Source organism: Streptomyces sp. NPDC056231, assembly GCF_048270745.1.
Lineage (GTDB): Bacteria > Actinomycetota > Actinomycetes > Streptomycetales > Streptomycetaceae > Streptomyces.
The window spans coordinates 52,531-78,525 of record NZ_JBLVKW010000001.1 but is presented as its reverse complement, the minus strand read 5'-3'; the positions used below and the strand labels follow the sequence as shown (position 1 = coordinate 78,525).

General features: G+C 70.3%; 22 protein-coding genes. 9 read left to right on the top strand and 13 right to left on the bottom strand.

The genetic code is table 11. The annotated features are described in order from the left end of the window. Nucleotides 1-15: 15 nt before the first annotated feature. From ACNPQM_RS00340 to efeO, 4 genes are read right to left on the bottom strand one after another with little or no spacing between them, the layout of a single operon-like run. Entirely contained in the window at nt 16-951 is a 936-nt protein-coding gene (locus tag ACNPQM_RS00340) for a hypothetical protein (RefSeq protein ID WP_418082358.1), read from the bottom strand. Continuing rightward, on the bottom strand, nt 884-1,855 hold the full coding sequence (gene efeU / locus ACNPQM_RS00335) for an iron uptake transporter permease EfeU (RefSeq protein ID WP_358858522.1): 972 nt from the start codon (nt 1,853-1,855) through the stop codon (nt 884-886). The genes ACNPQM_RS00340 and efeU overlap by 68 nt, the downstream gene beginning before the upstream one ends. A gap of 34 nt (nt 1,856-1,889) precedes the next feature. After that, nucleotides 1,890-3,170: an iron uptake transporter deferrochelatase/peroxidase subunit gene (gene efeB, locus ACNPQM_RS00330; RefSeq protein WP_358858521.1), complete on the bottom strand. Its 1,281-nt coding sequence runs from the start codon at nt 3,168-3,170 to the stop codon at nt 1,890-1,892. Between the two features lie 20 nt (nt 3,171-3,190). Further along, nucleotides 3,191-4,327 carry an iron uptake system protein EfeO gene (efeO, locus tag ACNPQM_RS00325; protein ID WP_418082357.1) on the bottom strand — a complete coding sequence of 379 codons (1,137 nt, stop codon included), beginning with the start codon at nt 4,325-4,327 and terminating at the stop codon, nt 3,191-3,193. A 326-nt stretch (nt 4,328-4,653) separates the two neighbouring features. On the opposite strand from efeO, the gene ACNPQM_RS00320 reads away from it, so the two are divergent. Further along, nucleotides 4,654-5,337 (top strand): PhzF family phenazine biosynthesis protein, encoded by a 684-nt coding sequence (locus ACNPQM_RS00320; protein WP_358858519.1) that lies wholly within the window; start codon nt 4,654-4,656, stop codon nt 5,335-5,337. Nucleotides 5,338-5,450: 113 nt separating this feature from the next. Here the strand turns inward: ACNPQM_RS00320 and map are convergent, their stop codons facing one another. Continuing rightward, nucleotides 5,451-6,308 carry a type I methionyl aminopeptidase gene (gene map / locus ACNPQM_RS00315; RefSeq protein ID WP_266986302.1) on the bottom strand — a complete coding sequence of 286 codons (858 nt, stop codon included), beginning with the start codon at nt 6,306-6,308 and terminating at the stop codon, nt 5,451-5,453. Nucleotides 6,309-6,366: 58 nt separating this feature from the next. Here map and ACNPQM_RS00310 point away from each other — a divergent pair, with 58 nt between their 5' ends. Continuing rightward, entirely contained in the window at nt 6,367-6,597 is a 231-nt protein-coding gene (locus ACNPQM_RS00310) for a hypothetical protein (protein ID WP_327249565.1), read from the top strand. A 198-nt stretch (nt 6,598-6,795) separates the two neighbouring features. Here ACNPQM_RS00310 and ACNPQM_RS00305 read toward each other — a convergent pair whose 3' ends face one another. Continuing rightward, nucleotides 6,796-8,115 carry an MFS transporter gene (locus ACNPQM_RS00305; protein WP_418082356.1) on the bottom strand — a complete coding sequence of 440 codons (1,320 nt, stop codon included), beginning with the start codon at nt 8,113-8,115 and terminating at the stop codon, nt 6,796-6,798. 65 nt (nt 8,116-8,180) lie between these two features. After that, nucleotides 8,181-8,783 carry a hypothetical protein gene (locus ACNPQM_RS00300; RefSeq protein WP_418082355.1) on the bottom strand — a complete coding sequence of 201 codons (603 nt, stop codon included), beginning with the start codon at nt 8,781-8,783 and terminating at the stop codon, nt 8,181-8,183. Nucleotides 8,784-8,919: 136 nt separating this feature from the next. Here ACNPQM_RS00300 and npdG point away from each other — a divergent pair, with 136 nt between their 5' ends. Continuing rightward, nucleotides 8,920-9,630: an NADPH-dependent F420 reductase gene (npdG, locus tag ACNPQM_RS00295; protein WP_358858516.1), complete on the top strand. Its 711-nt coding sequence runs from the start codon at nt 8,920-8,922 to the stop codon at nt 9,628-9,630. Between the two features lie 98 nt (nt 9,631-9,728). Continuing rightward, nucleotides 9,729-9,902 (top strand): hypothetical protein, encoded by a 174-nt coding sequence (locus ACNPQM_RS00290; RefSeq protein ID WP_358858515.1) that lies wholly within the window; start codon nt 9,729-9,731, stop codon nt 9,900-9,902. A gap of 23 nt (nt 9,903-9,925) precedes the next feature. Here the strand turns inward: ACNPQM_RS00290 and ACNPQM_RS00285 are convergent, their stop codons facing one another. Next, nucleotides 9,926-10,726 carry a site-2 protease family protein gene (locus tag ACNPQM_RS00285; protein WP_418082354.1) on the bottom strand — a complete coding sequence of 267 codons (801 nt, stop codon included), beginning with the start codon at nt 10,724-10,726 and terminating at the stop codon, nt 9,926-9,928. A gap of 209 nt (nt 10,727-10,935) precedes the next feature. Here ACNPQM_RS00285 and ACNPQM_RS00280 point away from each other — a divergent pair, with 209 nt between their 5' ends. After that, nucleotides 10,936-14,313: an AfsR/SARP family transcriptional regulator gene (locus tag ACNPQM_RS00280; RefSeq protein ID WP_418082353.1), complete on the top strand. Its 3,378-nt coding sequence runs from the start codon at nt 10,936-10,938 to the stop codon at nt 14,311-14,313. 12 nt (nt 14,314-14,325) lie between these two features. On the opposite strand, the gene ACNPQM_RS00275 is transcribed toward ACNPQM_RS00280, so the two are convergent. From ACNPQM_RS00275 to panB, 3 genes are all read right to left on the bottom strand, one after another. After that, nucleotides 14,326-15,177, bottom strand: a complete 852-nt coding sequence (locus ACNPQM_RS00275; RefSeq protein ID WP_418082352.1) for an ABC transporter permease — start codon at nt 15,175-15,177, stop codon at nt 14,326-14,328. Next, entirely contained in the window at nt 15,174-16,199 is a 1,026-nt protein-coding gene (locus ACNPQM_RS00270) for an ATP-binding cassette domain-containing protein (protein WP_418082351.1), read from the bottom strand. The genes ACNPQM_RS00275 and ACNPQM_RS00270 overlap by 4 nt, the downstream gene beginning before the upstream one ends. Nucleotides 16,200-16,446: 247 nt before the next feature. Continuing rightward, complete coding sequence (panB, locus tag ACNPQM_RS00265; RefSeq protein ID WP_358858510.1) at nt 16,447-17,331, bottom strand: 3-methyl-2-oxobutanoate hydroxymethyltransferase; 885 nt, start codon at nt 17,329-17,331, stop codon at nt 16,447-16,449. Between the two features lie 155 nt (nt 17,332-17,486). Between panB and ACNPQM_RS00260 the strand changes: the two genes are divergently transcribed. The 4 genes from ACNPQM_RS00260 (at nt 17,487) to ACNPQM_RS00245 (ending at nt 22,446) form a co-directional block, all read left to right on the top strand. Beyond that, nucleotides 17,487-19,097 (top strand): MFS transporter, encoded by a 1,611-nt coding sequence (locus ACNPQM_RS00260; RefSeq protein WP_418082350.1) that lies wholly within the window; start codon nt 17,487-17,489, stop codon nt 19,095-19,097. Nucleotides 19,098-19,247: 150 nt separating this feature from the next. Then, nucleotides 19,248-19,946, top strand: a complete 699-nt coding sequence (locus ACNPQM_RS00255) for a TetR/AcrR family transcriptional regulator (protein ID WP_418082349.1) — start codon at nt 19,248-19,250, stop codon at nt 19,944-19,946. 295 nt (nt 19,947-20,241) lie between these two features. Next, nucleotides 20,242-21,159, top strand: coding sequence for an endonuclease/exonuclease/phosphatase family protein (locus tag ACNPQM_RS00250; RefSeq protein WP_418082569.1), 918 nt, complete (start codon nt 20,242-20,244; stop codon nt 21,157-21,159). Nucleotides 21,160-21,240: 81 nt separating this feature from the next. Further along, nucleotides 21,241-22,446 carry a globin domain-containing protein gene (locus ACNPQM_RS00245; protein ID WP_418082348.1) on the top strand — a complete coding sequence of 402 codons (1,206 nt, stop codon included), beginning with the start codon at nt 21,241-21,243 and terminating at the stop codon, nt 22,444-22,446. Nucleotides 22,447-22,467: 21 nt separating this feature from the next. On the opposite strand, the gene ACNPQM_RS00240 is transcribed toward ACNPQM_RS00245, so the two are convergent. Both ACNPQM_RS00240 and ACNPQM_RS00235 read right to left on the bottom strand, forming a co-directional pair. Beyond that, nucleotides 22,468-24,222 carry an NAD+ synthase gene (locus ACNPQM_RS00240; RefSeq protein WP_418082347.1) on the bottom strand — a complete coding sequence of 585 codons (1,755 nt, stop codon included), beginning with the start codon at nt 24,220-24,222 and terminating at the stop codon, nt 22,468-22,470. 87 nt (nt 24,223-24,309) lie between these two features. Beyond that, nucleotides 24,310-25,938, bottom strand: a complete 1,629-nt coding sequence (locus tag ACNPQM_RS00235; RefSeq protein WP_418082346.1) for a multicopper oxidase family protein — start codon at nt 25,936-25,938, stop codon at nt 24,310-24,312. Nucleotides 25,939-25,995: the final 57 nt, after the last annotated feature.

Here is a 25,995-nt window from a genome sequence, read left to right as displayed (position 1 = left end):
CACAGCGTTACGGTGTCACGAGCCCTTCGCCGCCGTGAGCCCCGGCAGTCGGTTCAGCATGATCACCTTGGCGCCGTTCGCAGCGCCCTTCTTGGGGACGTACACCAGCTGGCTGGAGACGCGCTCCTTGGTAAGGGTGGTCTTCACCTCACCGGTCAGCAGTGCCTGCACATCCGCGTTGACCGGCGGACGCAGCCCCTTCGCCGCGGTCTGCTGCTCGAAGTGCTTGCTGCTGAAGAAGACCAGCGCCCCGCCGTCCTCGGTCTCGAGGCCGAGCGGACCGAACGCACCGCTGTCCAGCGGCTGGTCGATGTACTGGTACGAGAAGCCCGCCTGGCGGGTGGTCCTGCGCGTGTCCCGCCAGCCCGAGGTGGCGACCCCGGGGGCGAACACGTCCGGCGTGCCCTTCTGCAGATACTCCGTGTACTTGGTGCCCAAGTCCTTGGGTGCCACGGAGAGTTCACTGCTGTCCGTGGCCACCGGCCGGGCCCGCCCGTCGCTGTCCTTCGCGAAGGCGGGCACCGCGGCGGGCGCCACGACCGACAGATAGGCGGCCCGCCACCCGGCGTCCGGCCCGGACCGCAGGAAGACGATCAGCCAGCGGGTGTCCTGCTTCCCGCTGTCCTGGTCGCGGTTGGAATCGGTGTCAGCGACGAACCAGCGCGGCCAGCCTGCCTTCTTCGGGATGACGTAGGTGGCGTCGGTCAGCTCCAGCGGCCTGTGGTTGGCATTGCCGCCGGGGTAGTTCTTCTGCCGCGCCCTCAGGCCGGCCTGGTTGATCGCGCCGAGCGAACCGGTCACCCGGTCCGCGTCGAGCGCGGGATCGTAAGCCTTGTCCGCTGCGTTGTACGCGGCGGTGAAGTCCGCGAGGGCCTTCGCGGCCTCAGACTTCGTCGCCGCCGGTACGACTTCCAGCTCGCCGTGCACCGTCACGCACCCGCTCGCCGTCATGCTCAGCACTGTCGCTGCCGCGAGCCCCGTCGCCAGCCGAATCGGCCTCAGGCTTCTCATCCGTTGCTTTCTGCGCCTTCTGATCCGTCGCCCCCACTGACCGTCCGAACCCTACCGGGGCCAGGAACAGTGCGAGCGTGGGGATCAGATACAGCGCCCACACCGTGACTTGAAGAACGGTCGGGTCGGGCTGGAAGTTGAAGGTGCCCTTCAGCAGCGTGCCGTACCAGCTGTCCGGCGGAATCGTGGCGCTGATGTCGAACGCCTGGTTGTGGATGCCGCCCAGGAACTCGGCCTCCTGCAGGTCGTGGACGCCGTACGCGAGCACACCGGCCGCGACGACCACCAGCATGCCGCCGGTCCAGGTGAAGAACTTCGCCAGGTTGATCTTCAGCGCACCTCGGTAGAACAGCCAGCCCAGCACCACGGCGGCGGCGAGCCCGAGGAACGCGCCGATCATCGGATGCCAGCCGTCGTCCGCGGCGTGCACCGCGCGCCAGACGAACAACGAGGTCTCGAGCCCCTCCCGGCCGACCGCGAGCAGAGCCGTCGCGACCAGCGCCCCGGTGCCCATCGCGAGTGCCGCGTCCAGCTTGCCGTGCAGCTCCTTCTTCAGATGCCGCGCGGTGCGCCGCATCCAGAACACCATCCAGGTGACCAGACCCACCGAGATGATCGACAACGAACCGCCGAGCGCCTCCTGCGCCTTGAACGTCATCTCCTGCGAGCCGAATTCGAGACCGGCGCCGAACGCCAGGCTGATGACGACCGCGATGCCGACACCGATCCAGATCGGCAGCAGTTTGTTCTTGTTGCCGGTCTTCACCAGATAGGCGATGAGGATACAGACGACCAGGCTCGCCTCAAGGCCTTCGCGCAGGCCGATCAGGAAGTTACTGAACACGTTTCGGTTCTCCTTATGTCCGCTTCGAGTCCCGTTACGAGAACAGCGCCCGGCCCCACCAGTCGTCCTTGTCGCGGACGCCCGGCGGGACGGCGAAGTGCGCCGAACCCACGTGCTGGATGTACTCGTTGAGTGCGTCGTGTGCCGCGAGGCGGCGCTGCAGTGGGATGAACGCCTTACGGACATCGCGCTGGTAGGCGAGGAAGAACAGCCCGGCGTCGAGCCGGCCCAGCCCGTCCGTACCGTCCGTGAAGGAGTAGCCGCGGCGCAGGATCGTCGCACCGTCGTTGCTGTCCGGGTGGGCGAGCCGCACATGGGCGGTCGGCAGCATTGCCTTGAGGAACGGCTCGTCGCGTTCCTTCGCCTTGCCCACCGGTGCACCCTCGCCCTTGTCCCGGCCGAAGACGTCCTCCTGCTCCTGGAGCGGGGCCCGGTCCCAGGTCTCGATGTGCATGCGGATGCGCCGGGCCACCAGGTACGAACCCCCGGTCATCCAGCCCGCGTTGTCCTTCTCGCCGACCCATACGTGCTTGTCCAGGGCCGCGGTGTCGGTACCGGAGATGTTCCGGGTGCCGTCCTTGAAGCCCATCATGTTGCGCGGAGTCTGGGCGTCGGGCGTCGTCGAGGACGTCTTGCCGAAGCCCAGCTGCGACCAGCGGATCGCGGTGCGGCCCATGCCGATCCTGGCGAGATTGCGGATGGCGTGCACCGCGACCTGCGGGTCGTCCGCGCACGCCTGGATGCACAGGTCGCCGCCGCTGCGGGCCGTCTCGAGATTGTCGTGGGGGAACTTCGGCAGATCGACGAGTGCCTCCGGGCGCCGGTCCTCAAGACCGAACCGACCCTTGGCGAACAGCGAGGGGCCGAAGCCTATGGTGAGGGTGAGCCGGGACGGCTTGAGCCCCAGCGCCTCGCCCGTGTCGTCCGGCGGTGCTTCGGCGAGGCCACCGTATGCCCCGTCGCCGACCGCATGACCGGCCGTCATCCGCTCGGCCGCCCGCGTCCACTCCTTGAGCAGCGCGATCAGCTCGGCCCGGTCCTTCGTCGTCACGTCGAACGCGGCGAAGTGCAGCCTGTCCTGGACGGCGGTGGCGATACCGGCCTGGTGCACACCGTGGAACGGCACCGCGGCGCCGGTGTCCGCGGTCGGTACGGTATCGGTCTTCGTACGCACCGCGGCGACCGCGCCACCGGCCGCGACCGCGCCGAGCGCCAGCCCGGCACCGCCCCAGCCGAGCAGGGCGCGGCGGGACGGGGCGCGTCCGCCGGCAGCGGCCTCTTCGCCGTCGACGGTTTTCTGTGTCTCCTCGGACATGTGCGAAGCCTCCCCGCTCGTTACTTCGTCACCGCGGCAGCGAGCCGCGACAGCGGCTCGGCCAGGGCGTTGACGGCGTCCGACAGTTCCTTGCGGTCCGCCTTGCCGACCTTGTCGTACGAGGTGAACTCGTACGAGGTCTTGTCCGCGCGGTACTTGTCCAGCAGCGTGTTCAACGACGCGAACTGCTTGTCCAGGGAGGCGGTCAGCGCCGGGTCGTTCTTCGACGCGATCGGCTTCAGCAGCTCGTACGACTTCTGGGCACCTTCGACGTTGCCCTTGAAGTCGATCAGGTCGGTGTGGCTGTAGCGCTCCTCCTCACCCGTGACCTTGCCGGTGGCTACCTCGTCGAGGAGCTCCTTGGCGCCGTTGGCCATCGAGGTCGGGGTGATCTCCGCCGTGCCGATCCGCTTCTGCCAGTCGAGCAGGTCCTTGTAGAGAACCGGGGCGAGAGCCTTCTCCTCGGCGCCGAGCTTCTTGTCGTGCCACAGCGCCTTTTCCAGCCGGTGCCAGCCGGTCCACTTCTGGCCGGCCTCCAGGCCGTCCTCGCGGAGGTCGACCTTCGGGTCGATGTCACCGAAGGACTCGGCGACGGGCTCGGTGCGTTCCCAGCCGATGCGGGACTCGGCGTACGCCTTCTTCGCGGCCTCGATGTCACCGGCGGCGACGGCGTCCGTGAAGACCTTGGCCTTCGGCAGGGTCTCGTCGGCCTGCGCCTGCACATAGGTGCGGTACTCGCTGACGGCCTTGTCCATCTCGGGGCTGCGCTTGGCCGTGGTGCCACCGGTGATCTCGATCTTCTGCCGGTAGCCGGCGCCCTTCATGCCGGGCTTGCAGACGATGTCGTAGGAGCCGGCCTTGACCTCGGCCGTGATGGTGGCCCTGGTGCCGGGGCCGATGTTCTCGCGCTCGGCGGCGATGCGGGCATCCGGGAAGAGCAGGTAGACCTCGGTGACCTTGGAGCCCTTGTTCTCGACGGCCAGTTCGACGTGGCCGGCCGGGAGCTTCTTCTTGGACACCGTGCAGGAGTCGTCCTTCGCCACGACGCTCAGAGCGCCCTCGCCCTTGCCGTCACTCTTCTCGGCGCAGCCCGTGACGGCGGTCAGGGCTGCCACGGTGGCGGCAGCGGTGACGACGGAGAGACGAACGGCTCGCATACGGGCTCCACACAGGCTGAAGAGAGAAAGGACTGGAACGGGACAAAGGCAAGGCAGGTGAGGCGAACCTAACTTAACCGAGGCTTACCTGACTGATGCCCACTCGTGCAGTGATTCAGCTCTCACTTGGGGTGTGGAGGAACGAGGTGATCACGGGCGACCCATGGGTGACCCAAGGGATGGTCAAGAGAGGGTCAAGCGGGCGGGACTCTTCTCGGAACTCCGGACTTCACAGGAGTTCTGGGCTCCACGGGTGCCTCGGCCCGGCAATCTGCCGGTCCTGCCCTGTGGCGCGGCCTGCGCCCGCGCGGTGCTTGAATGCGCACGTGAATGACTTCGACGTACCCGCGGGCATCGACGTACTGCGGGTGTTCTGCGGCCCCGACGGCCGGCACGGCAACGCCCTCGGGGTCGTCCGCGACGGGAGTGCGTACCCCGACGAGGCGTCCCGGCAGGCGCTCGCCGGACAACTCGGTTTCAGTGAGACCGTGTTCGTCGACGACCCCGAGCGGGGGCGCATCGACATCTACACGCCGGGACTCCGGCTGCCCTTTGCCGGGCATCCGCTCGTCGGCACCGCCTGGCTCCTCGACCTGGAGATTCTGGAACTGCCGGTCGGGGAGATCTTCGCCCGCCAGGACGGGGAGTTCACCTGGATCACCGCACGCCCCGAGTGGGCGCCGCCGCGCACGCTGGAGCGCTACGCGTCCGTCGCCGAGGTCGAGGCGCTGACCGGACCGCCGCCCGGGGAGGGCTGGCTCTACGTCTGGGCGTGGGAGGACGAGGCGGCGGGGCGGGTCAGGGCGCGGGCGTTCCCGCGGCGGACCGGGGCCGGCGCCGGGGGGATCGTGGAGGACGAGGCGACGGGCGCCGCGGCGCTGCTGCTCAGTGCGCAGCTGGGCCGCGCCCTCAACATCACCCAGGGGTGCGGCTCCCAGATCCTCACCGCACCCGCACCGGACGGCACGGTGGAGGTCGGGGGCCGCGTCCTGCTGTCCGCCCGCGGCTGAGTGTCCGGCGGATCCCGGCCGGGACGTGGGCCGCTCACGTCTGCCGGGCCGGAGAGCGCGTACCTCCGGGTCACCGCGCGCTGGGCGGGAACGCCTCTCCTCGCGTACGAGGGCTACGGAAGGGTGAGGATCTCCGCGCCCGTCTCCGTCACCACCAGCGTGTGCTCGAACTGGGCGGTGCGCTTGCGGTCCTTCGTCACCACGGTCCAGCCGTCGTCCCACATGTCGTACTGGTGCGTCCCGAGCGTCAGCATCGGCTCGATGGTGAAGGTCATGCCGGGCTGCATCACGGTGGTCGCGTGCGGGCTGTCGTAGTGCGGAATGATCAGGCCGGAGTGGAACGAGGAATTGATCCCGTGCCCGGTGAAGTCCCGGACCACGCCGTACCCGAAGCGCTTGGCGTACGACTCGATGACCCGCCCGATCACATTGATCTGGCGCCCGGGGCGGACCGCCTTGATGGCGCGGTTAAGCGACTCCTCGGTGCGTTCCACGAGCAGCCGGGACTCCTCGTCCACATCGCCGCAGAGATAGGTGGCGTTGTTGTCGCCGTGCACACCATTGATGTATGCGGTGACGTCGAGGTTCACGATGTCGCCGTCGCGCAGCACCGTGGAGTCCGGGATGCCGTGGCAGATGACCTCGTTGAGCGACGAACAGAGCGACTTGGGGAACCCTCGGTAGCCGAGCGTCGACGGATAGGCGCCGTGATCGCACATGAACTCGTGGGCGACCCGGTCGAGTTCGTCCGTCGTCACGCCCGGGGCGATGTGCTTCGCGGCCTCCGCCATCGCCTGCGCGGCGATCCGCCCCGCGATGCGCATGCGCTCGACGGTGTCGGCGTCCTGGATCTCCGGGCCGGTGTACGGCGTGGGAGCGGGCTTGCCCACGTACTCGGGACGCCGGATGTTTCCGGGTACGGAACGGATGGGAGTGATCTCCCCTGGTACGAGGAGCGACTGGCCAGACATATCAGCGAGTCTAACCAGCGTGCTTGGGGCAGCATGGCCCCGAGGAAAGGAGTCGACGATGGCCCTGTTCAAGAAGCGCACGGCCGGCAAGCCGGGCGAGTGGTACTACTGCCTGGAGCACAAGAAGGTCGAGGAGGGCCCGGAGTGCCCGGCGAAGGACCGGTTCGGGCCGTACACCACGCCCGAGGAGGCTCGGCACGCCATGGAGACGGCGCAGGAGCGGAACCTGGAGTGGGAGAACGACCCCAAATGGCACGACCGCTCCACGCCCCCGGAGGCCGACGCGTAAGGGCTGTCCCGTAATCCCTGGCGGGACAGCGCGCGGCGTCGGATGCGGTGCATCGCAAGGCGGAGGGGCGTCCGCATACGGATGTATTCGGATGTTCCGACAACGCGGCGAGGTGCCGCATCTGACGCCGCGCGCCCGTCAGGGATTACGGGACAGCCCTGAGGCCCGGCCCCGGGGCTCCGCCCCGGACGCCGCATCTCACGCGCCGGAGGTGCCTGACTGTCCGGTCGCCGGGACACCGGGTACTCCCGCCTGCCGCCGCCGTTCGGCGTCCTCGTCGGTCCCGGAGTCGTACGTGAGCAGCTTCGGCAGCGCCGCCGCCAGCAGCGCGACGGAGGCCACGCACGCCACCCCGCCCGACCAGATCGCCGAGCGGGTGCCCGTCCAGCCCGCCATGGCGCCCGCCCGCACCTGACCCAGCTGCGGCCCGACGCTGTACGACAGCACCTCGATGCCCGCCAGTCGCCCGCGCAGCTCCTCCGGGATGGTCTGGTTCCAGATCGTGGAGCGGCCGAGCCCGCTGAGCATGTCGCCCGCGCCCGCCGCCGCCAGGCAGCCCAGCACCAGCCACACATTGCTGAACCATCCCGCCGCGGCGATCGCCAGCCCCCAGACGGCGGCACCGAAGACCACGAACAGCCCGTGCCGTCGCACCCGTGAGGTCCAGCCGCTCGTCAGCCCCAGCACCAGGGACCCGACCGACCCCGCCGCGTACATCAGCCCCAGCGACCACTCGGCGTGCAGCTCGTCCGCGAGGAACGGGAAGATCGTGTTCGGGAAGGCGAAGAACATCGCGGCCAGATCGATCGCGTATGTCCCCAGCAGCACCGGCCGGCTCCACGCGTACCGCGCGCCCTCCGCGATCCCGCGCAGCGACGGCTTCCGCGCGTGCTCGGCGGGCGGTGCGGGCGCCAGCCGCAGACACAGCAGCACGGAGACGGTGAACGTGACCACCGTGACCGTGTATGCCGTGGCGTGCCCGGCATAGGCCACCACCAGACCGGCCACCGCCGGGCCCGTGATCGCGCCGAACTGCCAGCGCAGCGAGTTCAGCGCGGCGGCCGCGGTGAGCTGGTCGTGCGGCACGATCCTGGCCATCAGCGAGTCCAGCGCGGGCCGCTGCAGCCCGGCAAGCGCGGAGACGCCGCCCGCGACGAGATAGAGCGGCCAGAGCGCAGGGTCGGGCAGCGCGGCATTCGCCAGGAGGACGACGGCGAGCAGCCCCAGCCCCGCCTCGGTGCCCAGGATCACCTTGCGGCGGTCCGCGGAGTCGGCGAGTGCCCCGCCGTACAGGCCGAAGACGACCAGCGGCACCAGCTCGACCGCACCCATCGCGCCGACGGCGAGCGGCGAACCGGTGAGCTCCTTGATCTGGAGCGGTAGCGCGATCAGCGCCATGAAGCTGCCGAAGTAGGTGATCAGGCCCTGGACCCACAGCAACCGGAAGTCGGCCGAGGACCGCCAGGGCGAGAGGTCGGGCAGTAGCGCGCGGGCGGGCCGGGCGGAGGCGGAGGTCACGAGGGGTCATGGTCCGGTGCCGTACGTGCCGCCTGCAACCGGTTTTGGCCGCCGAGCGCGGGCCTTCACCACCTCGGTGACGGTGGCGCTGTCAGCTGGTCGGCGAGCCGGCACAGCCGGTCCCGGAAGCCGCGCCGACCCCGCGGCGCCGGGGCGCTGTTCTCGCCGGCCGCCGCGCTCACCAGATGCTGCACGGTGTCCAGGTCCACATCGTCGGTGCCGGTCACCGCGAGCGTCTCATGAGCCAGCCCTCCCACCTCCGGGTCACCGTTGTCCAGCGAGAGCACCGTCGCCCCGGCCCGGCGTGCGGCGTGCACCCGCTCCAGCAGCCCGGCCCCGGGCCGCTCCGGGGCCACCAGGAGCAGCGTCTCGCCCCGCCCGGCCGCCTCGATCCGGCCCAGCCCGACGGCCAGATGCGCCGGATCGCCCGGTCCCACCCGGTGCCGCACAAGCGTGGGAGTCAGCTCCGGCAGCCCGGACCAGGTGGACTCGTCGACGAGATGGGCCGCCAGGTGCCACGGCTCGTACGCCGCCGTCCCCACCAGCAGCAGCCCGCCGCCGTGCGGAACGACGGACGAGCGCAGCGTCCCCGCGAAACGCCGGGCCGCGGCGGGCCACTCGGTCCCGGCGAGCACTTCTCGGAGCAGGGCGACGCGTACGGCATCCATGGCCCGGCATCATGCCGCAGAGCCCGTCCCCGGCACCGGCGAACGCCACCGAACCAGCCGAACGGGTCCTAAGTGACCGATGTCGCAGGAGATCGGCCTGGCCTTCCCTTCCAGGGCGGGCAGTAATGTCGGCGCCATGACTACGAACGACAGTGGCAGCGCGCCCAAGCCCCCCGCCAAGGACCCCTGGGACCTTCCCGACGTATCCGGTCTGACCGTCGGTGTGCTCGGCGGCACCGGTCCGCAGGGCCGCGGGCTCGCCTACCGGTTCGCCCGCGCCGGGCAGAAGGTGATCATCGGCTCGCGCGTCGCCGGCCGCGCCGAGGCCGCCGCCGGCGAGCTGGGCCTCGGCGTCGAGGGCGCGGACAACGCCGACTGCGCCCGGCGCAGCGATGTCGTGATCGTCGCCGTGCCGTGGGACGGCCACGCCAAGACTCTGGAGTCGCTGCGCGAGGAGCTCACGGGGAAGCTCGTCATCGACTGTGTCAACCCGCTCGGCTTCGACAAGCAGGGCGCGTACGCCCTGAAGCCCGAGGAGGGCAGCGCCGCCGAGCAGGCCGCCGCCCTGCTGCCCGATTCCCGGGTCACCGCCGCCTTCCACCACCTCTCGGCGGTACTGCTCCAGGACGAGGCGATCGAGGAGATCGACACCGATGTGCTGGTGCTGGGCGACGCCCGCGCCGACACCGACCTCGTCCAGGCGCTCGCCGGCCGGATCCCCGGCATGCGCGGCATCTTCGCGGGCCGGCTGCGGGGCGCCCACCAGGTCGAATCGCTCGTCGCCAACCTGATCTCGGTCAACCGCCGCTACAAGGCGCACGCAGGCCTGCGTACCACCGACGTCTGAGCCGGCGGACTGCCACGGCCGCACCCTGCGGAGAGCGGAACGGGGCATGAGGGACACTGGACGGGACCGTGCACCGCCCCCGGACAGGAGCTGCCCCCATGCCCCGCCTCGCCCTCTACGCCCTCGCCGTCTGCGTCCTCGCCGTCGGTGCGGCCGTGGCCTCCTTCGTCCAGGGCAGCTGGCTCGGGATCGTCTGGGTGCTGCTGGCCGGGCTCTCGTCCAACATGGCGTGGTACTACCTGCGCAAGCAGCGCGCCGGGGCCGCGGGCTGAGGGCTGTCCTCGGGGGACAGCCCTCAGGGCCTGTCGACGGCGCAGACCGGATTCGCCGTGCTCCAGAACTGGTAGGCATCGCGTCCGCAGTACGTCCTGAATTCACTCACGCCCAGTGACTGCAGCAGGCTGTGGATCGCGTCGAAGAACACGTGGTTGATCTCCGGGATCCACAGCACGCCGAAGACCGCGATCAGTCCGAACTGTGCGAACGGCTCGAGCTGGCGGCGGATCCGGTACGACAACCAGGGCTCGATCACCCCGTACCCGTCCAGGCCGGGGACCGGCAGGAAGTTCAGGATCGCCGCGGTGACCTGAAGCAGTGCCAGGAACGCCAGCGCGTACCGGAACTCCCTCGGGACCCCGTCCAGGGCGTGCAGCCAGAACGGCGCCGTGCAGACGAGCGCGAACAGTACGTTCATCAGCGGGCCCGCCGCCGAAATCAGGCTGTGCTTCCAGCGGCCGCTGATCCGGCCCCGCTCGATGAAGACCGCGCCACCGGGCAGACCGAATCCACCCATGATCACGAACAGTACCGGCAGCACGATGCTCAGCAGTGCGTGCGTGTAGGCGAGCGGGTTGAGCGTGAGATAGCCCTTCTCCCCGATCGAGATGTCCCCGCTGTGCAGCGCGGTGCGGGCGTGCGCGTACTCGTGCAGACAGAGCGAGACGACCCACGCCGCCGTGACGAAGAGGAAGACCGCGAGCCCCGGGGGATGCCCGAAGTCCGCCCACACCGCCCAGCCCGATACCGCCATGGCGGCGACGATCCCGAGAAAGACCGGGCTGATCCGCCGGTCGCTCCGGGCTGCTGCAGTGGTCATCAGCGGACTCCAGGTGGCTGGGTGCGGGGAGTGCGTCGGGGCAGGCACGAGCCCTGACCGTACCGGTGGCACGGAGGGAACGTCCCGCGCCGACGCGGTGGTTCCGGACGGGGTGGGGACCCGGCGAGCAGGGCCCGTCCCACGTGGACTGCGCGCGCCGCCGCGCGAGATCTCTCTTCGGACAGGGAGCAGTCAAGGAGAATAGGCGCGTGCGCTACAGCATCCTCGGCACCACACAGGCACTCCATGACGACGGCACGGCCGTCGTCATCGGTGGGGCGCGGCTGCGCGCCCTGCTGACCGTTCTCGCGCTGCGCCCCGGCCGTGCCGTCCCGGCCACCGTGCTCGTCGACGAGGTGTGGGACGGCGATCCGCCCGCCGACGCGGTCGGCGCCCTGCAGGCGCTCGTCGGCCGGCTCCGACGCGTCCTCGGCCATGAGGCGATCACTTCGGCGGAGAGCGGCTACCGGCTCGCCGCCGACCCGGACGCGGTCGACCTGCACCGCTTCGGGCGGCTCGCCGGGGACGGGACGCGCGCACTGGAGGAGGGCGACCCGGCGAAGGCCGTGGCGGTGCTCGACAACGCCCTCGCACTCTGGCGCGGACCGGTTCTCGCCGATCTGCCGGACCGGGGCGCCGTCGCCGCCCGCTGGACGGCCCGCTGCCTGGACGCCCGCCGCGCCAGGCTGACCGCGGCGCTGGCGCTGGGCCGGGCCGATGAGGTCCTGCCCGAGCTGGTCGCGCTCTGCGCGGACCACCCGATGGACGAACCCCTTCAGGCGCTGCGGCTGCGGGCGCTGCGGGACGCCGGACGTACGGCGCAGGCACTGGCGGCGTACGAGGAGGTACGCACCGTGCTCGCCGACCGCCTCGGCGCCGACCCGGGCCCCGAACTACGCGCACTGCACGCGGAGTTGCTCCATCAAGAGCCGGTGCGCAGACCGCCGAACCGGACGCCGGGACAGGAGCCGGCCCACGTCACGGACCGGACGCCTGCCCCGGGCCGGGCGCCTGCGGAACCGGCCCGCACCCACACCCGCCACGCCCACGGCAACCTGCGCGCCAGGCTCACCAGCTTCGTCGGGCGCGAAGACGACATCGACGCCATCCGTGACGACCTCGCGCAGGCCCGGCTCGTCACCCTTCTCGGGCCCGGCGGCGCGGGCAAGACCCGGCTCTCCCAGGAGGCGGCCGAATCCGTCGCGTCCGCCTGGCCGGACGGTGTCTGGCTGGCCGAGCTCGCCCCCGTCGACGACCCGGAAACCGTCCCCGAAGCCGTACTGACCGCGCTGGGTGCCCGCGAGACGGTGCTGCGCGGCGCCGGCGCCGAAGAGCTCCGGGCCGCGGAGCGCGGCGCGGGCGACCCGCTCGTCCGGCTCACCGAGCACTGCTCCCGACGCCGCATGCTCCTCCTCCTCGACAACTGCGAGCACGTCGTCGAGACCGCCGCCGCGCTCGCCGACCATCTGCTCGCCCACTGTCCGGACCTCACCGTCCTGGCGACCAGCCGCGAACCCCTCGGCGTACCCGGCGAGTTCGTCCGCCCCGTCGGCCCGCTGCCCGACCCGATGGCGCTGCGCCTGCTCGCCGACCGCGGCGCCGCCGCGAAGCCGGGGTTCCGGACCGACGCGGATGAGGAGACCGAGGCGGCCGCCACCGAGATCTGCCGCCGGCTCGACGGACTGCCGCTCGCCATCGAACTCGCCGCCGCCCGGCTGCGCATGCTCAGCCCGCGCCAGATCGCCGAGCGGCTCGACGACCGGTTCCGCCTGCTGACCAGCGGGGCCCGTACCGTGCTGCCGCGCCAACAGACGCTGCGTGCCGTCGTCGACTGGTCCTGGGATCTTCTCGACCTGTCCGAACGCGCCGTCCTGCGCAGGCTGTCGGTCTTCGCAGGCGGCTGCACGCTCGCCGCGGCCGAAGCCGTCTGCGCGGACGGGCCGCAGGACGCGCGCGAGGTCGCCGGACTGCTCGGCTCACTCGTCGACAAGTCCCTCGTCGTCGCCGCACCCGCCGACGACGGCGAAATGCGCTACCGGCTGCTGGAGACCGTCGGTGAGTACGCCGCCGAGCGGCTCGACGAGGCCGGGGAGCGGACCATCGTCGAGCGGCACCACCTGGTGCACTTCCGGGAACTGGCCCGTACCACCGACCCCGAACTCCGGGGCGCCGGACAGCGGGCCGCCATCGACCTCCTGCAGCGCGAGTACGAGAATCTGCGCACCGCGCTGCGCCACGCCGTCGCCGCCCGCGACGAGCAGGAGGCACTCTGCATGGTGCTCTCGCTCTCCTGGTACTGGCAGATGCGCGACCTGCGGGCGGACGCCCTGCAGTGGGCGGACGCCGCAGCCGCGCTGGGCCCCGACCCCTTCACCTCACCCGCCACCCCCGCACCGTCGATCCACGAACGCTGCACCGAGGCGCCGCCGCCCATGTCGCCGGAACTGCTCCAGGAGGCCAGGCGCGAGGTGGCGCTGGTCCAGTTGGTCAGCATGGACCACGCCATGGACGAATGGACCGACGAGACGAGCATGGCGCGGCTCCGTGTCATCGCCGACACGTATCACCCGGGCCAGCCGCAGACCTGCCGCGCTCCGGCATCACTCTGGTTCTTCGCGGTCATGCTCACCGGCGACCTGGGCGAGCTGCGCGAGCTGCTGGACGAGACGGTCCGCTCCTGCCGCGAGCTGGGCTACGACTGGGAACTGGCCGCCGCGCTCCAGATGCGTGCCAATATGCTGGCCAACCGCCCCAGTTGGTCGGACGAGGCGCGCATCGACGCCGACGAGAGCCTGGAGATCTTCAGCCGGCTCGGCGACGACTGGGGCGCCGCCGAATCACTCTCCTCGCGGGGCGAGGCGAACGAGCGGTGCGGCGAATACGCCCGCGCCGCCGAGGACTTCCTGGCCGCGATCGGCTATGCCGAGAAGCTCGGCGCGCAGTCCCAGGTGGCGGTGCTCCGTACCCGCTACGCCTCGGTGCTCACCGAGCTCGACCGCGGCGCGGAGGGCGAGCGGATCCTGCGGGACGTGCTCTCCCAGGGGCCACAGGCGGGCCACGAAGCGATGCCCACAGCCCGGCTCTTTCTTGCCATGTGGCTGGGCCGCTCCGGCCGGACGGCCGAGGCCCGTGAGCAGATGCTCGCTCTGCTTGACCACTTCCGCTCGGAGACCATGGCCATCTTCGAAGGCTTCGCGCTGGGAGGCATGGCCTGGCTGGACAATCAGGATGGGCTGTACGCCGACGCGCTGGCCCGCGGCAGGACGGCGCTGGCCCGGTCCGGGGACCCGCTCTCGCAGATGGTCGCGCCGCAGATGACCGTCATCCATCTCGTCACCGTGGCCAGGGCCCTGGCCGGACTCGGCGACGAATGGGCGGCCGGGCTCGCCGCACGGCTGCTGGGCGCGGGCGCGCGACTGCTGCCGGCCGGACATGTGCCGACGTCGATGGAGCGGGACAACCTGGCGCGGGCAAAAGCCCTGGCCGCGGCGGTCCTCGGCGAGGCCGCGTACGACTCCGCGTACGCCGAGGGCGACGGCCTCGCACTGGAGGAGGCCGTCGCCCTGGTCGACGCGTACCGGGAGTGAACCGGAGGGGTGTCAGGTCCTCTTGCGGAACTTGGCGACCGCGAGCGGCGCCGTCACCAGGGTGATGGCCGCGGCCCAGCCGAGCGTCAGCCACACCGAGTGCGCCACCGGACCGCCGAGCATCAGCCCGCGCGCCGCGTCCGCGAGATTGGACAGCGGGTTGTAGTCGGTGAAGGCCTGGAGCCAGCCGGGCATCGTGGCCGTCGGGGCGAAGATCGATGAACCGAACTGCAGTGGCATCAGCACGAGGAACCCCATGGCCTGAACCGACTGGGACGTCTTGAGGGACAGCCCGAGCAGGATGAAGATCCACATGATGGCGGCGCCGAACACCGCCGACAGTGCGACCGCCTCCAGCAGGCCGACCACCGAGGTCTTGATCTCCAGGCCGAGGGCGAAGCCCATGGCCAGCAGGATCACCGTGGCGACCATCATCCGGCCGAGCTCGACCACGATCTTTGCGATCAGCACCGAGGAACGGGCGATCGGCATGGTCCGGAACCGGTCCATGACGCCCTTGCGGAAGTCGTCATTGACACCGGTGCCGACCGCTGAGGCGATGTTCATGCCCATCATCGCCATCAGACCGGGGATCAGATAGTTGATGTACTCCTGCCGGCCGCCGCCCAGGCTTCCGCCGACCGAGCCGCCGAAGACGTACACGAACAGCAGCGTGAAGATGACCGGCATCAGGAGCGCGTCGAACATCGACTCCGGGTCCTGCTTGATCTGGAGCAGATTGCGCCGCACCAGCGCCCCGATGTGCCGCAGATTGCCGCGCAGTCCGATCCGGCCCTCGTCGGGGAGGACCTTCGCCGGTGCGGAGCCGGTCGGGGCGTCGGGTGTCAGAGTCGCCGTGCTCATGCCGCGACCTCCTCGGGAATCGTGTCGGTCACGGACGGCGCGGTCTTCTCGCCGGTGATGGCGAGGAACACCTCGTCCAGACTGGGAAGCACGGTGGCGATGTGCGCGATGGAGAGACCGCGGTCGGCGAACAGGCCGATGACGGCGGTCAGTTGGTCGTCGCTGAGGATCGGTACGTACAACATGCCCTCGTCCGGGACGGCCTGTGAACCAGCCACTCCGTCGAGACCGGCCTCGGCGAGCGCCCGGGCCATGGCGGGCAGCAGGCCCGGGTCCGTGGGCCGGATCTGCAGGGTGCGGCCGCCGACCTTCGCCTTGAGTTCGTCGACCCCGCCGCTGGCGATGATCCTGCCCCTGTCGATGACGGTGAGCTCGTCGGCGAGCTGCTCGGCCTCTTCCATGTACTGGGTGGTGAGCAGCACGGTCGCCCCTTCCAGGACCATCCGCCGCACCTCGTCCCAGACCTCGTTACGGGTCCGGGGGTCGAGCCCCGTCGTCGGCTCGTCCAGATACAGCACGGCCGGGCTGCCGATCATCGAGGCGGCCAGGTCGAGCCGGCGCCGCATGCCACCGGAGTAGTTCATCGCGGGCCGCTTGGCGGCTTCGGTGAGAGAGAACCGCTCCAGCAGCTCGTCGGCGCGGGCCCGCGCGGTCCTGCGGGGCAGGTCGAGGAGGCGCCCGATCATGTAGAGGTTCTCCCAGCCGGAGAGCTTCTCGTCGACCGAGGCGTACTGGCCGGTCAGGCCGATGACGCGGCGCAGCTGTCGCGGCTGCTTCACCACGTCGTAGCCGGCCACGGTGGCGTGCCCGGCATCGGGAACGATCAGCGTGGACAGGCAGCGTACGAGGGTGGTCTTGCCGGCGCCGTTGGGGCCGAGCACACCGAGGACGGTGCCCTCGCGCACATCGAGGTCCACACCGTCCAGAGCCTTGGTCGAGCCGTAGTGCTTGACCAGCCCCCGCACCTCGACGGCGTTGCCGCCGCTCCTGGGGTTCTTGTCGATTCGCGTCATGTCCACCATGGGACCAGCCGCCACCGACAGCCCACCGACATCCTGCCGACACGGCCGCCTACGGAACGCCTGCAGCGGCCGGCACACGCCGACAGCCCGCCGATGGGGGAAGTCGGCGGGCTGTCGTTGTGCGGGCAGTGGCCAGTGATCCCCCGGAGGGGACCGGCGGTCATGTCCTGGGGCCTCTCGTCCGGAAGGCTGTACACCTCCCGGCAGGCTTCGCCCCGTCGCGCCGCCCAGCACGCCTGCTCACGTGTCAGTGGAAGGTGTGCTCCGGCTGCGGGAACGTGCCGCCGACGACCTCGTCCGCAAACTCCTTCGCCGCGTCACCGAGCACCTTGCGCATGTTCGCGTACTGCTTGGTGAAGCGCGGGACCTTGCCGCCGGTCAGCCCCACCATGTCGGTGTAGACCAGCACCTGGGCGTCGGTGTCGGGACCGGCGCCGATGCCGACGGTCGGGATGTGCAGACTGCGGGTGATCTCGGCGGCGACCTCGGCCGGTACGAGCTCCAGGACGACGGCGAACGCCCCCGCGTCCTGCGCCGCCTTGGCGTCCCTGATCAGCCGGTGGGCGGCCTCGTCGCTGCGGCCCTGCACCCGGTAGCCCATGGTGTTCACGGACTGCGGGGTCAGACCGAGGTGCGACATGACCGGGATGCCGGCCGAGACGAGCAGCTCGGTCTGAGGGAGCGACCTTTCGCCGCCCTCCAGCTTGACCGCCCCGACGCCGGACTCCTTGACCAGCCGGGTGGCGTTGCGCAGGGCCTGGACGGGCCCTTCCTGGTACGCCCCGAAGGGCAGGTCGCCGACAATGAGGGCGCGCTTGGTGCCCCGTACGACGGCGGCGGACAGCATGGCGATCTCGTCCATCGTGACAGGCACGGTGGTCTCGTAGCCGAGGTGACAGTTGCCCATGGAGTCGCCGACGAGCATGACCGGGATGCCGGCCTCGTCGAAGACGGACGCGGTCATCGCGTCGTAGGCGGTGAGCATGGGCCACTTCTCGCCGCGCTCGGTGGCGGCGGCGATGTCGTGGACGGTGATGCGGCGAGTGCTCTTGCCTCCGTACAGCGCCTTGCTGCTGTCGGCGGGGGCCCCCGCGGGGGTTGCGGGCTGGTTCTGCGCAGCCTGAAGCGTCATGGTCAACGGCTCCTTCGTCATCTCGAGGCGCCCTGACGGCGTCCCCGGATCCCGTCCATGGTGGCATCCCGGGCCGTCCACGGGAAGTGGGCACGACTGGCAAAGACTTTCCAATACGAGACGGTCTCGTATCGAAATGGGATACGCTCGCCGTCATGTCGATATCCTCCGGCCCTCCGGCCGCCGTGCCTCGCGTTCCCGAGGCGATCCACCGTCGCCGCTGGGTGATCCTCACCGTTCTGATGTTCAGCCTGCTGATCGTGGTGCTGGACAACTCGATCCTGAACGTCGCGGTCAAGACCATCGCGAGCCCGTCGCCCACCGGGCTCGGAGCCACCCAGAGCGAGCTGGAGTGGGCGATCAACTCGTACACGCTGGTCTTCGCCGGACTCCTCTTCACCGCCGGTCTGCTCGGCGACCGCATCGGCCGCAAGAAGGTCCTGCTCTTCGGCATCATGCTGTTCGGTATCGGCTCGGCGCTCGCCGCGATGTCCGGTTCGCCCGGCGAACTCATCACCTGGCGCGCCGTGATGGGCTTCGGCGCCGCGTTCGTGATGCCCGCCACACTCGCGATCCTGATGAACGTCTTCGAGCGCGACGAGCAGCCCAAGGCCATCGGCATCTGGGCCGGCAGCGTCGGCCTGGGCATCGCCATCGGTCCGATCACCGGCGGACTGCTGCTCGAACACTTCTGGTGGGGCTCGATCTTCCTGGTCAACGTGCCCGTCGTCATCATCGCGCTGATCGCGATGGCGGTGCTGGTGCCGGACTCCCGGGACCCGAAGCCGGGCCGGATCGACCCGCTCGGGGTCCTCCTCTCCATCGTCGGTCTGGTCCTGCTGGTGTTCGGCATCATCCGCGGCGGCGAACTCGCCGACTTCGGCGACGCCGTCGTGCTCCTCTCGATCTTCGGCGGTCTCGCCGTCCTGGCCGGATTCGTCTGGCACGAGAAGCGCAGCAGCCACCCGGCCATCGACATCGCGTACTTCAAGAACGGCGCGTTCTCCGCCGCCGTCGCCGCTGTGGCGCTGGTCTTCTTCGCGCTGATGGGCGTGACCTTCTTCTCCGCCTTCTACCTGCAGAGCGTGCGCGGCTACAGCGCCCTGCAGTCCGGACTCCTGATCGTGCCGCTGGCCGCCGCACAGATGATCTTCGCGCCGCGCGCCCGGCTGGTCGTCGAGCGGTTCGGCTCCCGCGCGGTGTGCACCGCCGGCATGCTGCTGGTCGCGCTCGGACTGTCGGCGTTCGCACTCTTCGACGCCACCACGCCCATCTGGGTGATGTGTCTGGTCTTCTTCGTTCAGGGCACCGGCATGGCTCATGTCATGCCGCCCGTCACCGTCGCCGTGATGCAGGCGCTGCCGCGCGAGAAGGCCGGTTCCGGATCGGCCATCAACAACACGTTCCGGCAGGTCGGCGGGGCGCTCGGGATCGCCGTCCTCGGCTCGGTGCTGTCCACCGTCTACCGCGGTGAAATCGAGGGCCACCTCGGTATGCTCCCGGCCGCGGCCAGGGACGCGGCGGGAGAGTCGATCGAGGCGACCCTGGGCATCGCGGAGAAGCTCGGTCCGGCGGGCGCTCCGCTGGTCGGCGCGGCCAACGACGCGTTCGTCAGCGCCATGCACGTCACCGCCCTCGGCTCCGCGTGCGTCGCCCTGATCGGTGCGCTCGTGGTCGGAATCTTCCTGCCGGGCAAGCCGCCCGCCCGGCAGCGGTCCGGACAGGGCGACGACGACCGGGCCGTGCCCGTGGGCGCGCGCCGATGACGCCATGACGGCCACGGGCCCGGACGGCTGACAAGCCCCGCCCCGGTCACCCCGGACACACGGGGACGGCCGGGGCGGGAGCAGGACACCGCCCGGTCGGTGAGAATCGGGACAGGGACCCGGACGGGCGCGGCGAAGAGGTGGAGCCAGGTGCAGGTGCAGGGGCAGGCGCAGGACGAGGACCGGGAACCGCGGCGCGGCCGACCGCGCAGTGCGGCGGCGGAGCGGGCGATCCTGGACGCCGTCGTCGAACTCCTGGAGGCGGGCGAACCGCTCGCCGGGCTGTCCATCGAGCGCATCGCCCGGACCGCAGGCGTCGGCAAGGCCACCATCTACCGGCGCTGGAGCGGCAAGGAAGAGCTCTTCGTCGACGTGCTGCGCGCCATCGAACCCCCGGAACCGAAGATTTCCGGCACCGCCGGGCTCAGCGATCTCCGCGTGATGCTGGAGTCGCTGCGCAGGCGCGGACTCGCCCAGCGCACCTCGGTCCTCCTCCACAACGTCTTCGCGCAGATGAAGACCCACCCCAAACTGTGGGCCGAGTATCAGTGCACGGTGATAGCACCGCGGCGGGTCGCGATGGTGGCGGCCGTGCGGCGGGCGGTCGAAGCGGGCGAGCTCCGGGCGGACCTGGACGTGGAGCTGATGGACGACCTGTTCGTCGGTCCCATGCTCGTACGGACCATTCACCGGCCCGACGCGCCGCTCCCGGAGGACCTCGCCGACCGGATCATCCGGGCGCTGGTCGAGGGGCTGGCGCCGCGCCCGGCTTCCGACACCGCCCCGGTCCCCGCCCGGGCAACCGCCCCCGCCACCCTTCTGCCCGGCAAAAGCGCAGGCCAGGCATGACACGCCCGGCTCTGCCCGAATGTGATCGTTGTGTCACAACGCTCACAAGATCCCTCTGGCTGGAACTCGCCGGACCGCGTCCTTCGTCCTCGTGACAGTACGGCCGTCGTGGGCGGCAGGAAAGGCGTTGCTCATCGCCTAGGGTCGGGAAGCGCGGCGATGGGTACAGCGGAGCAGTGAGGACGGCGCAATGGTGCAGGCGTACAGGGCGGACACCGGGTACGGCAGCGCGGGACCGCAGCGCGCCGAGTCCCGCTTCCGGTACCTGCGCGACAGATGGACAAGTGGCAAGGGGATGTGGCGGCGCGGCATCGTCCTCGCCGCCTGCGCGGTGCTCCTCACCCTCGTGATGGTGTTCCACGCGGAGATCCCGAACACCATCGGCAACCTCGGCAGCCTCAGCGAGACGTTCCTGCCGTGGTTCGGCGTGTTCGTCCCGCTGCTGCTGATCCTGGGCCTGGTGCGTCGCTCGGCGACCGCGCTGATCGCCCTGCTGCTGCCGGTCGTGGTCTGGCTCAACCTCTTCGGCGGGCTGCTCACCGACAAGTCGGGCAGCGGCGGCGACCTCACCGTGGCCACCCACAACGTCAACGCCGGCAACCCCGACCCCGCGGGCACCGCCCGGAAGGTCGCGGGCTCAGGCGCCGACATCATCGCCCTGCAGGAGCTGCCGAGCGGCCAGGTGTCGACGTACGAGGCGGCGCTCGCCGACCGCTTCCCGCACCACTCGGTGCAGGGGACCGTCGGCCTGTGGAGCAAGTACCCGATGAGCAACACCCGGCCGGTCGACATCAAGATGGGCTGGACCCGGGCGATGCGTTCCACGGTGACGACGCCCAAGGGCGAGGTCGCCGTCTATGTGGCCCATATGCCGTCCGTACGGGTCAAGCTGCACGCCGGATTCACCGCCAACCAGCGCGACGACAGTGCAGACGCCCTGGGCGAGGCCATCGCCCACGAACGCCTCGGCAAGGTGATCCTGCTCGGTGACCTCAACGGCACGATGAACGACCGCTCGCTCAATGAGGTCACCTCGCAGATGAGGTCCACCCAGGGCGCGGCCGGCCACGGCTTCGGCTTCAGCTGGCCCGCGTCGTCCCCGATGGCCCGGATCGACCAGATCATGGTGAAGGGGGTCGAGCCGATGTCGTCGTGGACGCTCCCGGCGACGGGCAGCGACCACCTGCCGATCGCCGCTCGCATCGAACTGTGAGACCTGCCCCGTCGGGGGCTGGGGCGTGCGGAGTGCACATAGTGTGAAGAGTCAGGAACTTCGCGGATATTATTGCCCCCCGTGTCCATAAATACTGCACTCATCGAGTGGAGCTTCTCTGTCGTCGAACGGCGTGCGGATCAGCTGAGCAAGTACTTCTACGCCCACCTGTTTCACCACAACCCCGGCGTCCGCCACATGTTCCCGGAGCAGATGGACGAGCAGCAGGACCGGCTCTTCGCCGCCCTCACCACGGCAGCCATGAACACCGCCGACCCCGAAGCGCTCGTGGCGTATCTGCGCCCCCTCGGCTTCGACCACCGCAAGTTCGATACCCGTCCCGAGCACTACCCGGCCGTGGGTGCCAGCCTCATCGCGGCGCTGAAGGTGTTTGCCGGCGACGCCTGGACGCAGGAGGTCGAGGAGGCGTGGGTCGCGGCCTACGACCTCATCTCGCAGGTGATGATCGCTGCGGCCGAAGAGGTCCCTGCGTCGACGCCCCGCTGGTGGGATGCGGAGGTCGTGCACCACGAGCTGCGCACCGATGACATCGCCGTTCTCACGGTGCGCCCGCACCTTCCCTATCCCTTCGAGGCCGGTCAGCACGCCGCGCTGACCGTGCCCGAGGCGCCCCAGGTCTGGCGCCCGTACTCGATCGCCAACGCTCCGCGCATGGACGGCACCCTGGAATTCCATGTGCGCCGCATCGAGCGCGGCCGACTGAGCACCTCACTGGTGGACCGGGTCCGCTCCGGAGGCAGCGTCCGTCTCGGCCCCGCGACCGGCAGCATGACCCTGCCGCCCGATTCCGGTCACGGTCTGCTGTGCGTGGCCGGGGGTACCGGCTGGGCGCCGGTGAAGGCGATCATAGAGGCGGCCGCGGCCCTGCCCCGGCCGGGTGAAGTGAGGCTGATCCTCGGCGCCCGCACCGAGCGCGAGGTCTACGACCTCGACGGCCTGGAGCGGCTGGCCAAGACGTACGACTGGCTGGACGTCACAGCGGCGCTGCCACCGGAGGGCGGGGAACCGGAGGACGCCGACGCCGAACTGCTGCGGCAGGTCGGTGAGTACGCCCGTAACCGACCTGGCCGCCAGGCCTGCATCAGCGGACCCTCGGGCATGGTGCGCGCAGTCGAGAAGCAGCTCGGGGCGCTCGGCTTCGATCCTGACCGCGTACACCGCGACGCCTACATCCACCGGTACGGCACCGACGACCCCACGTCCCCCACGTCCCCGGCGGAGTGGTTCCTGAGCAGACGCGACATCCCATGGATTCACTCCCGGTAGACCCGCGAGGGACGTCGCCGCTCACCCCGACTCGCGCCACCGATTGGTGATCGGCAGCCGTCGGTCCTTGCCGAAGCCCTTCGGGGAGATCTTCGTGCCCGGCGGGTACTGCCGCCGCTTGTACTCCGCCGTGTCCACCATCCGCAGCGTCCTCGTCACCAGCGTCTCGTCGAACCCGGCCGCCACGATCGACTCCAGCCCCAGGTCCTGGTCGACGTACAGCTCCAGGACCCGGTCCAGCACGTCGTAGTCGGGCAGCGAGTCCGTGTCGACCTGGTCGGGCCGCAGCTCGGCGCTGGGCGGCTTGGTGATGGACGCCTCCGGGATCGGCGGGGTCTGGCCGCGTTCCTCAGCGGCCCGGTTGCGCCACTTCGCCAGCCGGAAGATCGACGTCTTGTAGACGTCCTTGATCGGCCCGTACGCGCCGACGGAGTCCCCGTACAGCGTCGAGTAACCGACCGCCAGCTCCGACTTGTTGCCCGGAGCGAGGACGATATGGCCCTCCTGGTTGGAGACGGCCATCAGCATCGTGCCGCGCAGCCGCGACTGGAGGTTCTCCTCGGCGAGACCGGTGAGCCCCAGCGACTTCATGTATGCGTCGAACATCGGCTCGATCGACACGGTGCGGAAGTTCAGCCCGGTACGGCGCGCCAGCTTCGCCGCGTCGCCCTTGGAGTGGTCCGAGGAGTACTTCGACGGCATCGAGATGCCGTAGACGTTCTGCGCGCCCAGCGCATCGCACGCGATGGCCGCGACGAGCGCCGAGTCGATCCCGCCGGACAGCCCGATCAGCACACTGCTGAAGCCGTTCTTGGCGGCGTACGCACGCAGGCCCACGACCAGCGCGGAGTACAGCTCCTCGTCGTCGTCGAGCCGCTCGGCGTAGCCGCCGGTCAGCTCCGCCTCGTAGGCGGGGAGGGGCTCGTCGGAGAGGACCACGTGGTCGATCCGCAGTCCGTCGTTCACCACCCCGGACGGCGCCTCGGGCGCCGCGGCGGGCAGCTCCAGGTCGAGGACGACGCAGCCCTCGGCGAACTGCGGAGCACGGGCGATCACGTCGCCGTCCTTGTCGACGACGATCGAGTCGCCGTCGAAGACCAGCTCGTCCTGCCCGCCGATCATCGCCAGATAGGCGGTGGTGCAGCCGGCCTCCTGCGCCCGCTTGCGGACCAGTTCCAGGCGGGTGTCGTCCTTGTCGCGCTCGTACGGCGAGGCGTTGATCGACAGCAGCAGCCCGGCCCCGGCGGCGCGCGCGGCCGGCACCCGGCCGCCGTCCTGCCAGAGGTCCTCGCAGATCGCGAGCGCCACGTCGACCCCGTGGACCCGTACGACGGGCATCGAATCGCCCGGCACGAAATACCGGAACTCGTCGAAGACCCCGTAGTTGGGCAGGTGGTGCTTGGCGAAGGACAGCGCGACCCGCCCCCGGTGCAGAACCGCGGCGGCGTTCTGCGGAGCGCCGGCAGGCTGGCCGTAGCGCGGCTGGGCCTTCTCTGAACGGTTGAGGTAGCCGACGACGACCGGCAGCTCCCCGAAGCCCTCCGCGTCTAGGCGGGCGGCGAGCGCAGACAGCGCGTTCCGCGACGCCTCGACGAAGGACGACCGCAGGGCCAGATCCTCGACGGGGTAACCGGTCAGCACCATCTCGGGAAACGCCACCAGATGGGCGCCCTGTTCGGCGGAGTGCCGGGTCCAGTGGACGATCGCCTCGGCGTTGCCGGCGAGGTCACCGACGGTCGAGTCGATCTGATTCAGTGCGAGGCGTAGTTGAGGCACGCGCCTCAGTGTAATCGTCTTTCTGACGCGATATCCTGGCGGGCCGTACTTCCGCTGCCGCGGCCGGCGCGGCCCGCCAGGACCTGGTCAGCGGCGGTAGCCGAGGACCGTCATCATGTTCATGTTCGAGTGGTAGACGTTGTGGCAGTGGAGCATCCACAGCCCCGGGTTGTCCGCGTCGAACTCCACGGCCACCGACCTCTTGGGCAGAACGATCGCGGTGTCCTTGCGCGCCCCGGGAGCCCTGCCCAGCACCGAGCGCGGTCCGGCACGTCCCGCGAGGCCGAACGTGTGCCCGTGCAGATGGATCGGGTGCCACATCTCCGTGATGTTGTAGAACTCCAGCCGGACCCGCTCGCCCGGCCTGACCCCGTGGCGCCGAGCGGGGTCGTACTTCTGGTGGTCGAAGCCCCAGTCGAACGCCCTCATGCTGCCGGTCATCTTGATCCGGATCGTCCGGTCGGGCTTGCGGGCGGCCAGCGCCACCGACTCGTCCGGCTTCAGCTCGAAGGCCGACACCAGCTGCCCGGTCAGTTCATCGGGCAGCACGGAGGCGGACGGCGCCGCGCCGCCGCCGGTACGGAGCAGGGCCAGCGCCGATGCCCTCTTGCCCTCGGCGACCGCCGTCAGCGGGAACACCCCGTCCCGCGCGGTGACCAGCACGTCGTACCGCTCGCCCATGCCCAGCAGCAGTGCGTCCGTCGTGGTGTGCCGGACCGGGAAGCCGTCCGCGTGGGTGATGGTCATCCGGTGGCCGCCGAGCGCGACGCGGAACGGGGTGTCGCCGCCCGCGTTGATGATGCGCACCCGGATCCGGTCGCCGGGCTTCGCGGTGAACGTGGTCGGGTCCTTCGGGACGCGGCCGTTGATCAGGTAGTACGGGTAGTCGACACTGCCCGCGTCACCGCCGAGCAGTCCGCTCCGGGCGCCCCTCAGCATCCGCGAGGGCCCGGACGCGGAGCGGGGCTTGTCATCGGCCCCGGAAGACCCGTGTTCCATGCCACCCATGCCGTGGCTGAGCTCGGCCAGCACCGCGTCCGGAGTGGAACCCTCCACTCCGTCGAGCCAGTCGTCGAGCACGACGACCCACTCCTTGTCGTACGACAGGGGCTCCTTCGGATCATCGACGATCAGTGGCGCGTACAGACCGCGGTCCTGCTGGACGCCCTGGTGCGGATGCAACCAGTACGTCCCCGACTGCGGCACCGCGAAGCGGTACGTGAACTCCGCGCTCCGTTTGATGGCCGACTGGGTCAGTTCGGGAACACCGTCCATGTCGTTGCGCACATGGAGGCCGTGCCAGTGCACGGTGGTCGACGTCGGCAGGTGGTTCGCGAGGTTGACTGCCAAGGTGTCGCCCGCGGTGATCCGGACTTCCTTGCCGGGCAGCCGGCCCCCGAAGGACCAGGAGCTGACGGTGAGCCCGCCGCCCAGATCGAGGCGGCCCGGGGTGGCGGTGAGGTCGATCTTCCGTACGGGGCCGGAGCCCCGCTTCGCCTCGACCGCCGCGACCTCCGGGTCGCCGGGGGAGATGTACTCTCCGCGGCTCCCCGACGCGGGCGACGGGCTGTGGTTCATGGCGTCGTGATGCGTGGGGCCAGGGTTCGCGGCGTGCCGTTGCGGGTCCGTACCACTGGAGCAGGCGGCCAGAACTCCCGTGCCGGCCATGGCGATTCCGGCGCCGAGCACGGCGCGTCGAGTGGGTTGAGTGGGCATGACTGGAACACCTCTGCTGCTGTCGGCGTGGGCTGAAGGAGGGATGCGGAGCGACCC

Bases quoted from the DNA above. Each gene is read 5' to 3' on its own strand.
- ACNPQM_RS00340 (WP_418082358.1), bottom strand. From the start codon at position 951: ATGACGGCGAGCGGGTGCGTGACGGTGCACGGCGAGCTGGAAGTCGTA.
- efeB (WP_358858521.1), bottom strand. From the start codon at position 3,170: ATGTCCGAGGAGACACAGAAAACCGTCGACGGCGAAGAGGCCGCTGCC.
- efeO (WP_418082357.1), bottom strand. From the start codon at position 4,327: ATGCGAGCCGTTCGTCTCTCCGTCGTCACCGCTGCCGCCACCGTGGCA.
- map (WP_266986302.1), bottom strand. From the start codon at position 6,308: ATGTCTGGCCAGTCGCTCCTCGTACCAGGGGAGATCACTCCCATCCGT.
- ACNPQM_RS00310 (WP_327249565.1), top strand. From the start codon at position 6,367: ATGGCCCTGTTCAAGAAGCGCACGGCCGGCAAGCCGGGCGAGTGGTAC.
- ACNPQM_RS00300 (WP_418082355.1), bottom strand. From the start codon at position 8,783: ATGGATGCCGTACGCGTCGCCCTGCTCCGAGAAGTGCTCGCCGGGACC.
- npdG (WP_358858516.1), top strand. From the start codon at position 8,920: ATGACTACGAACGACAGTGGCAGCGCGCCCAAGCCCCCCGCCAAGGAC.
- ACNPQM_RS00290 (WP_358858515.1), top strand. From the start codon at position 9,729: ATGCCCCGCCTCGCCCTCTACGCCCTCGCCGTCTGCGTCCTCGCCGTC.
- ACNPQM_RS00285 (WP_418082354.1), bottom strand. From the start codon at position 10,726: ATGACCACTGCAGCAGCCCGGAGCGACCGGCGGATCAGCCCGGTCTTT.
- ACNPQM_RS00275 (WP_418082352.1), bottom strand. From the start codon at position 15,177: ATGAGCACGGCGACTCTGACACCCGACGCCCCGACCGGCTCCGCACCG.
- ACNPQM_RS00270 (WP_418082351.1), bottom strand. From the start codon at position 16,199: ATGGTGGACATGACGCGAATCGACAAGAACCCCAGGAGCGGCGGCAAC.
- panB (WP_358858510.1), bottom strand. From the start codon at position 17,331: ATGACGCTTCAGGCTGCGCAGAACCAGCCCGCAACCCCCGCGGGGGCC.
- ACNPQM_RS00260 (WP_418082350.1), top strand. From the start codon at position 17,487: ATGTCGATATCCTCCGGCCCTCCGGCCGCCGTGCCTCGCGTTCCCGAG.
- ACNPQM_RS00250 (WP_418082569.1), top strand. From the start codon at position 20,242: ATGTGGCGGCGCGGCATCGTCCTCGCCGCCTGCGCGGTGCTCCTCACC.
- ACNPQM_RS00235 (WP_418082346.1), bottom strand. From the start codon at position 25,938: ATGCCCACTCAACCCACTCGACGCGCCGTGCTCGGCGCCGGAATCGCC.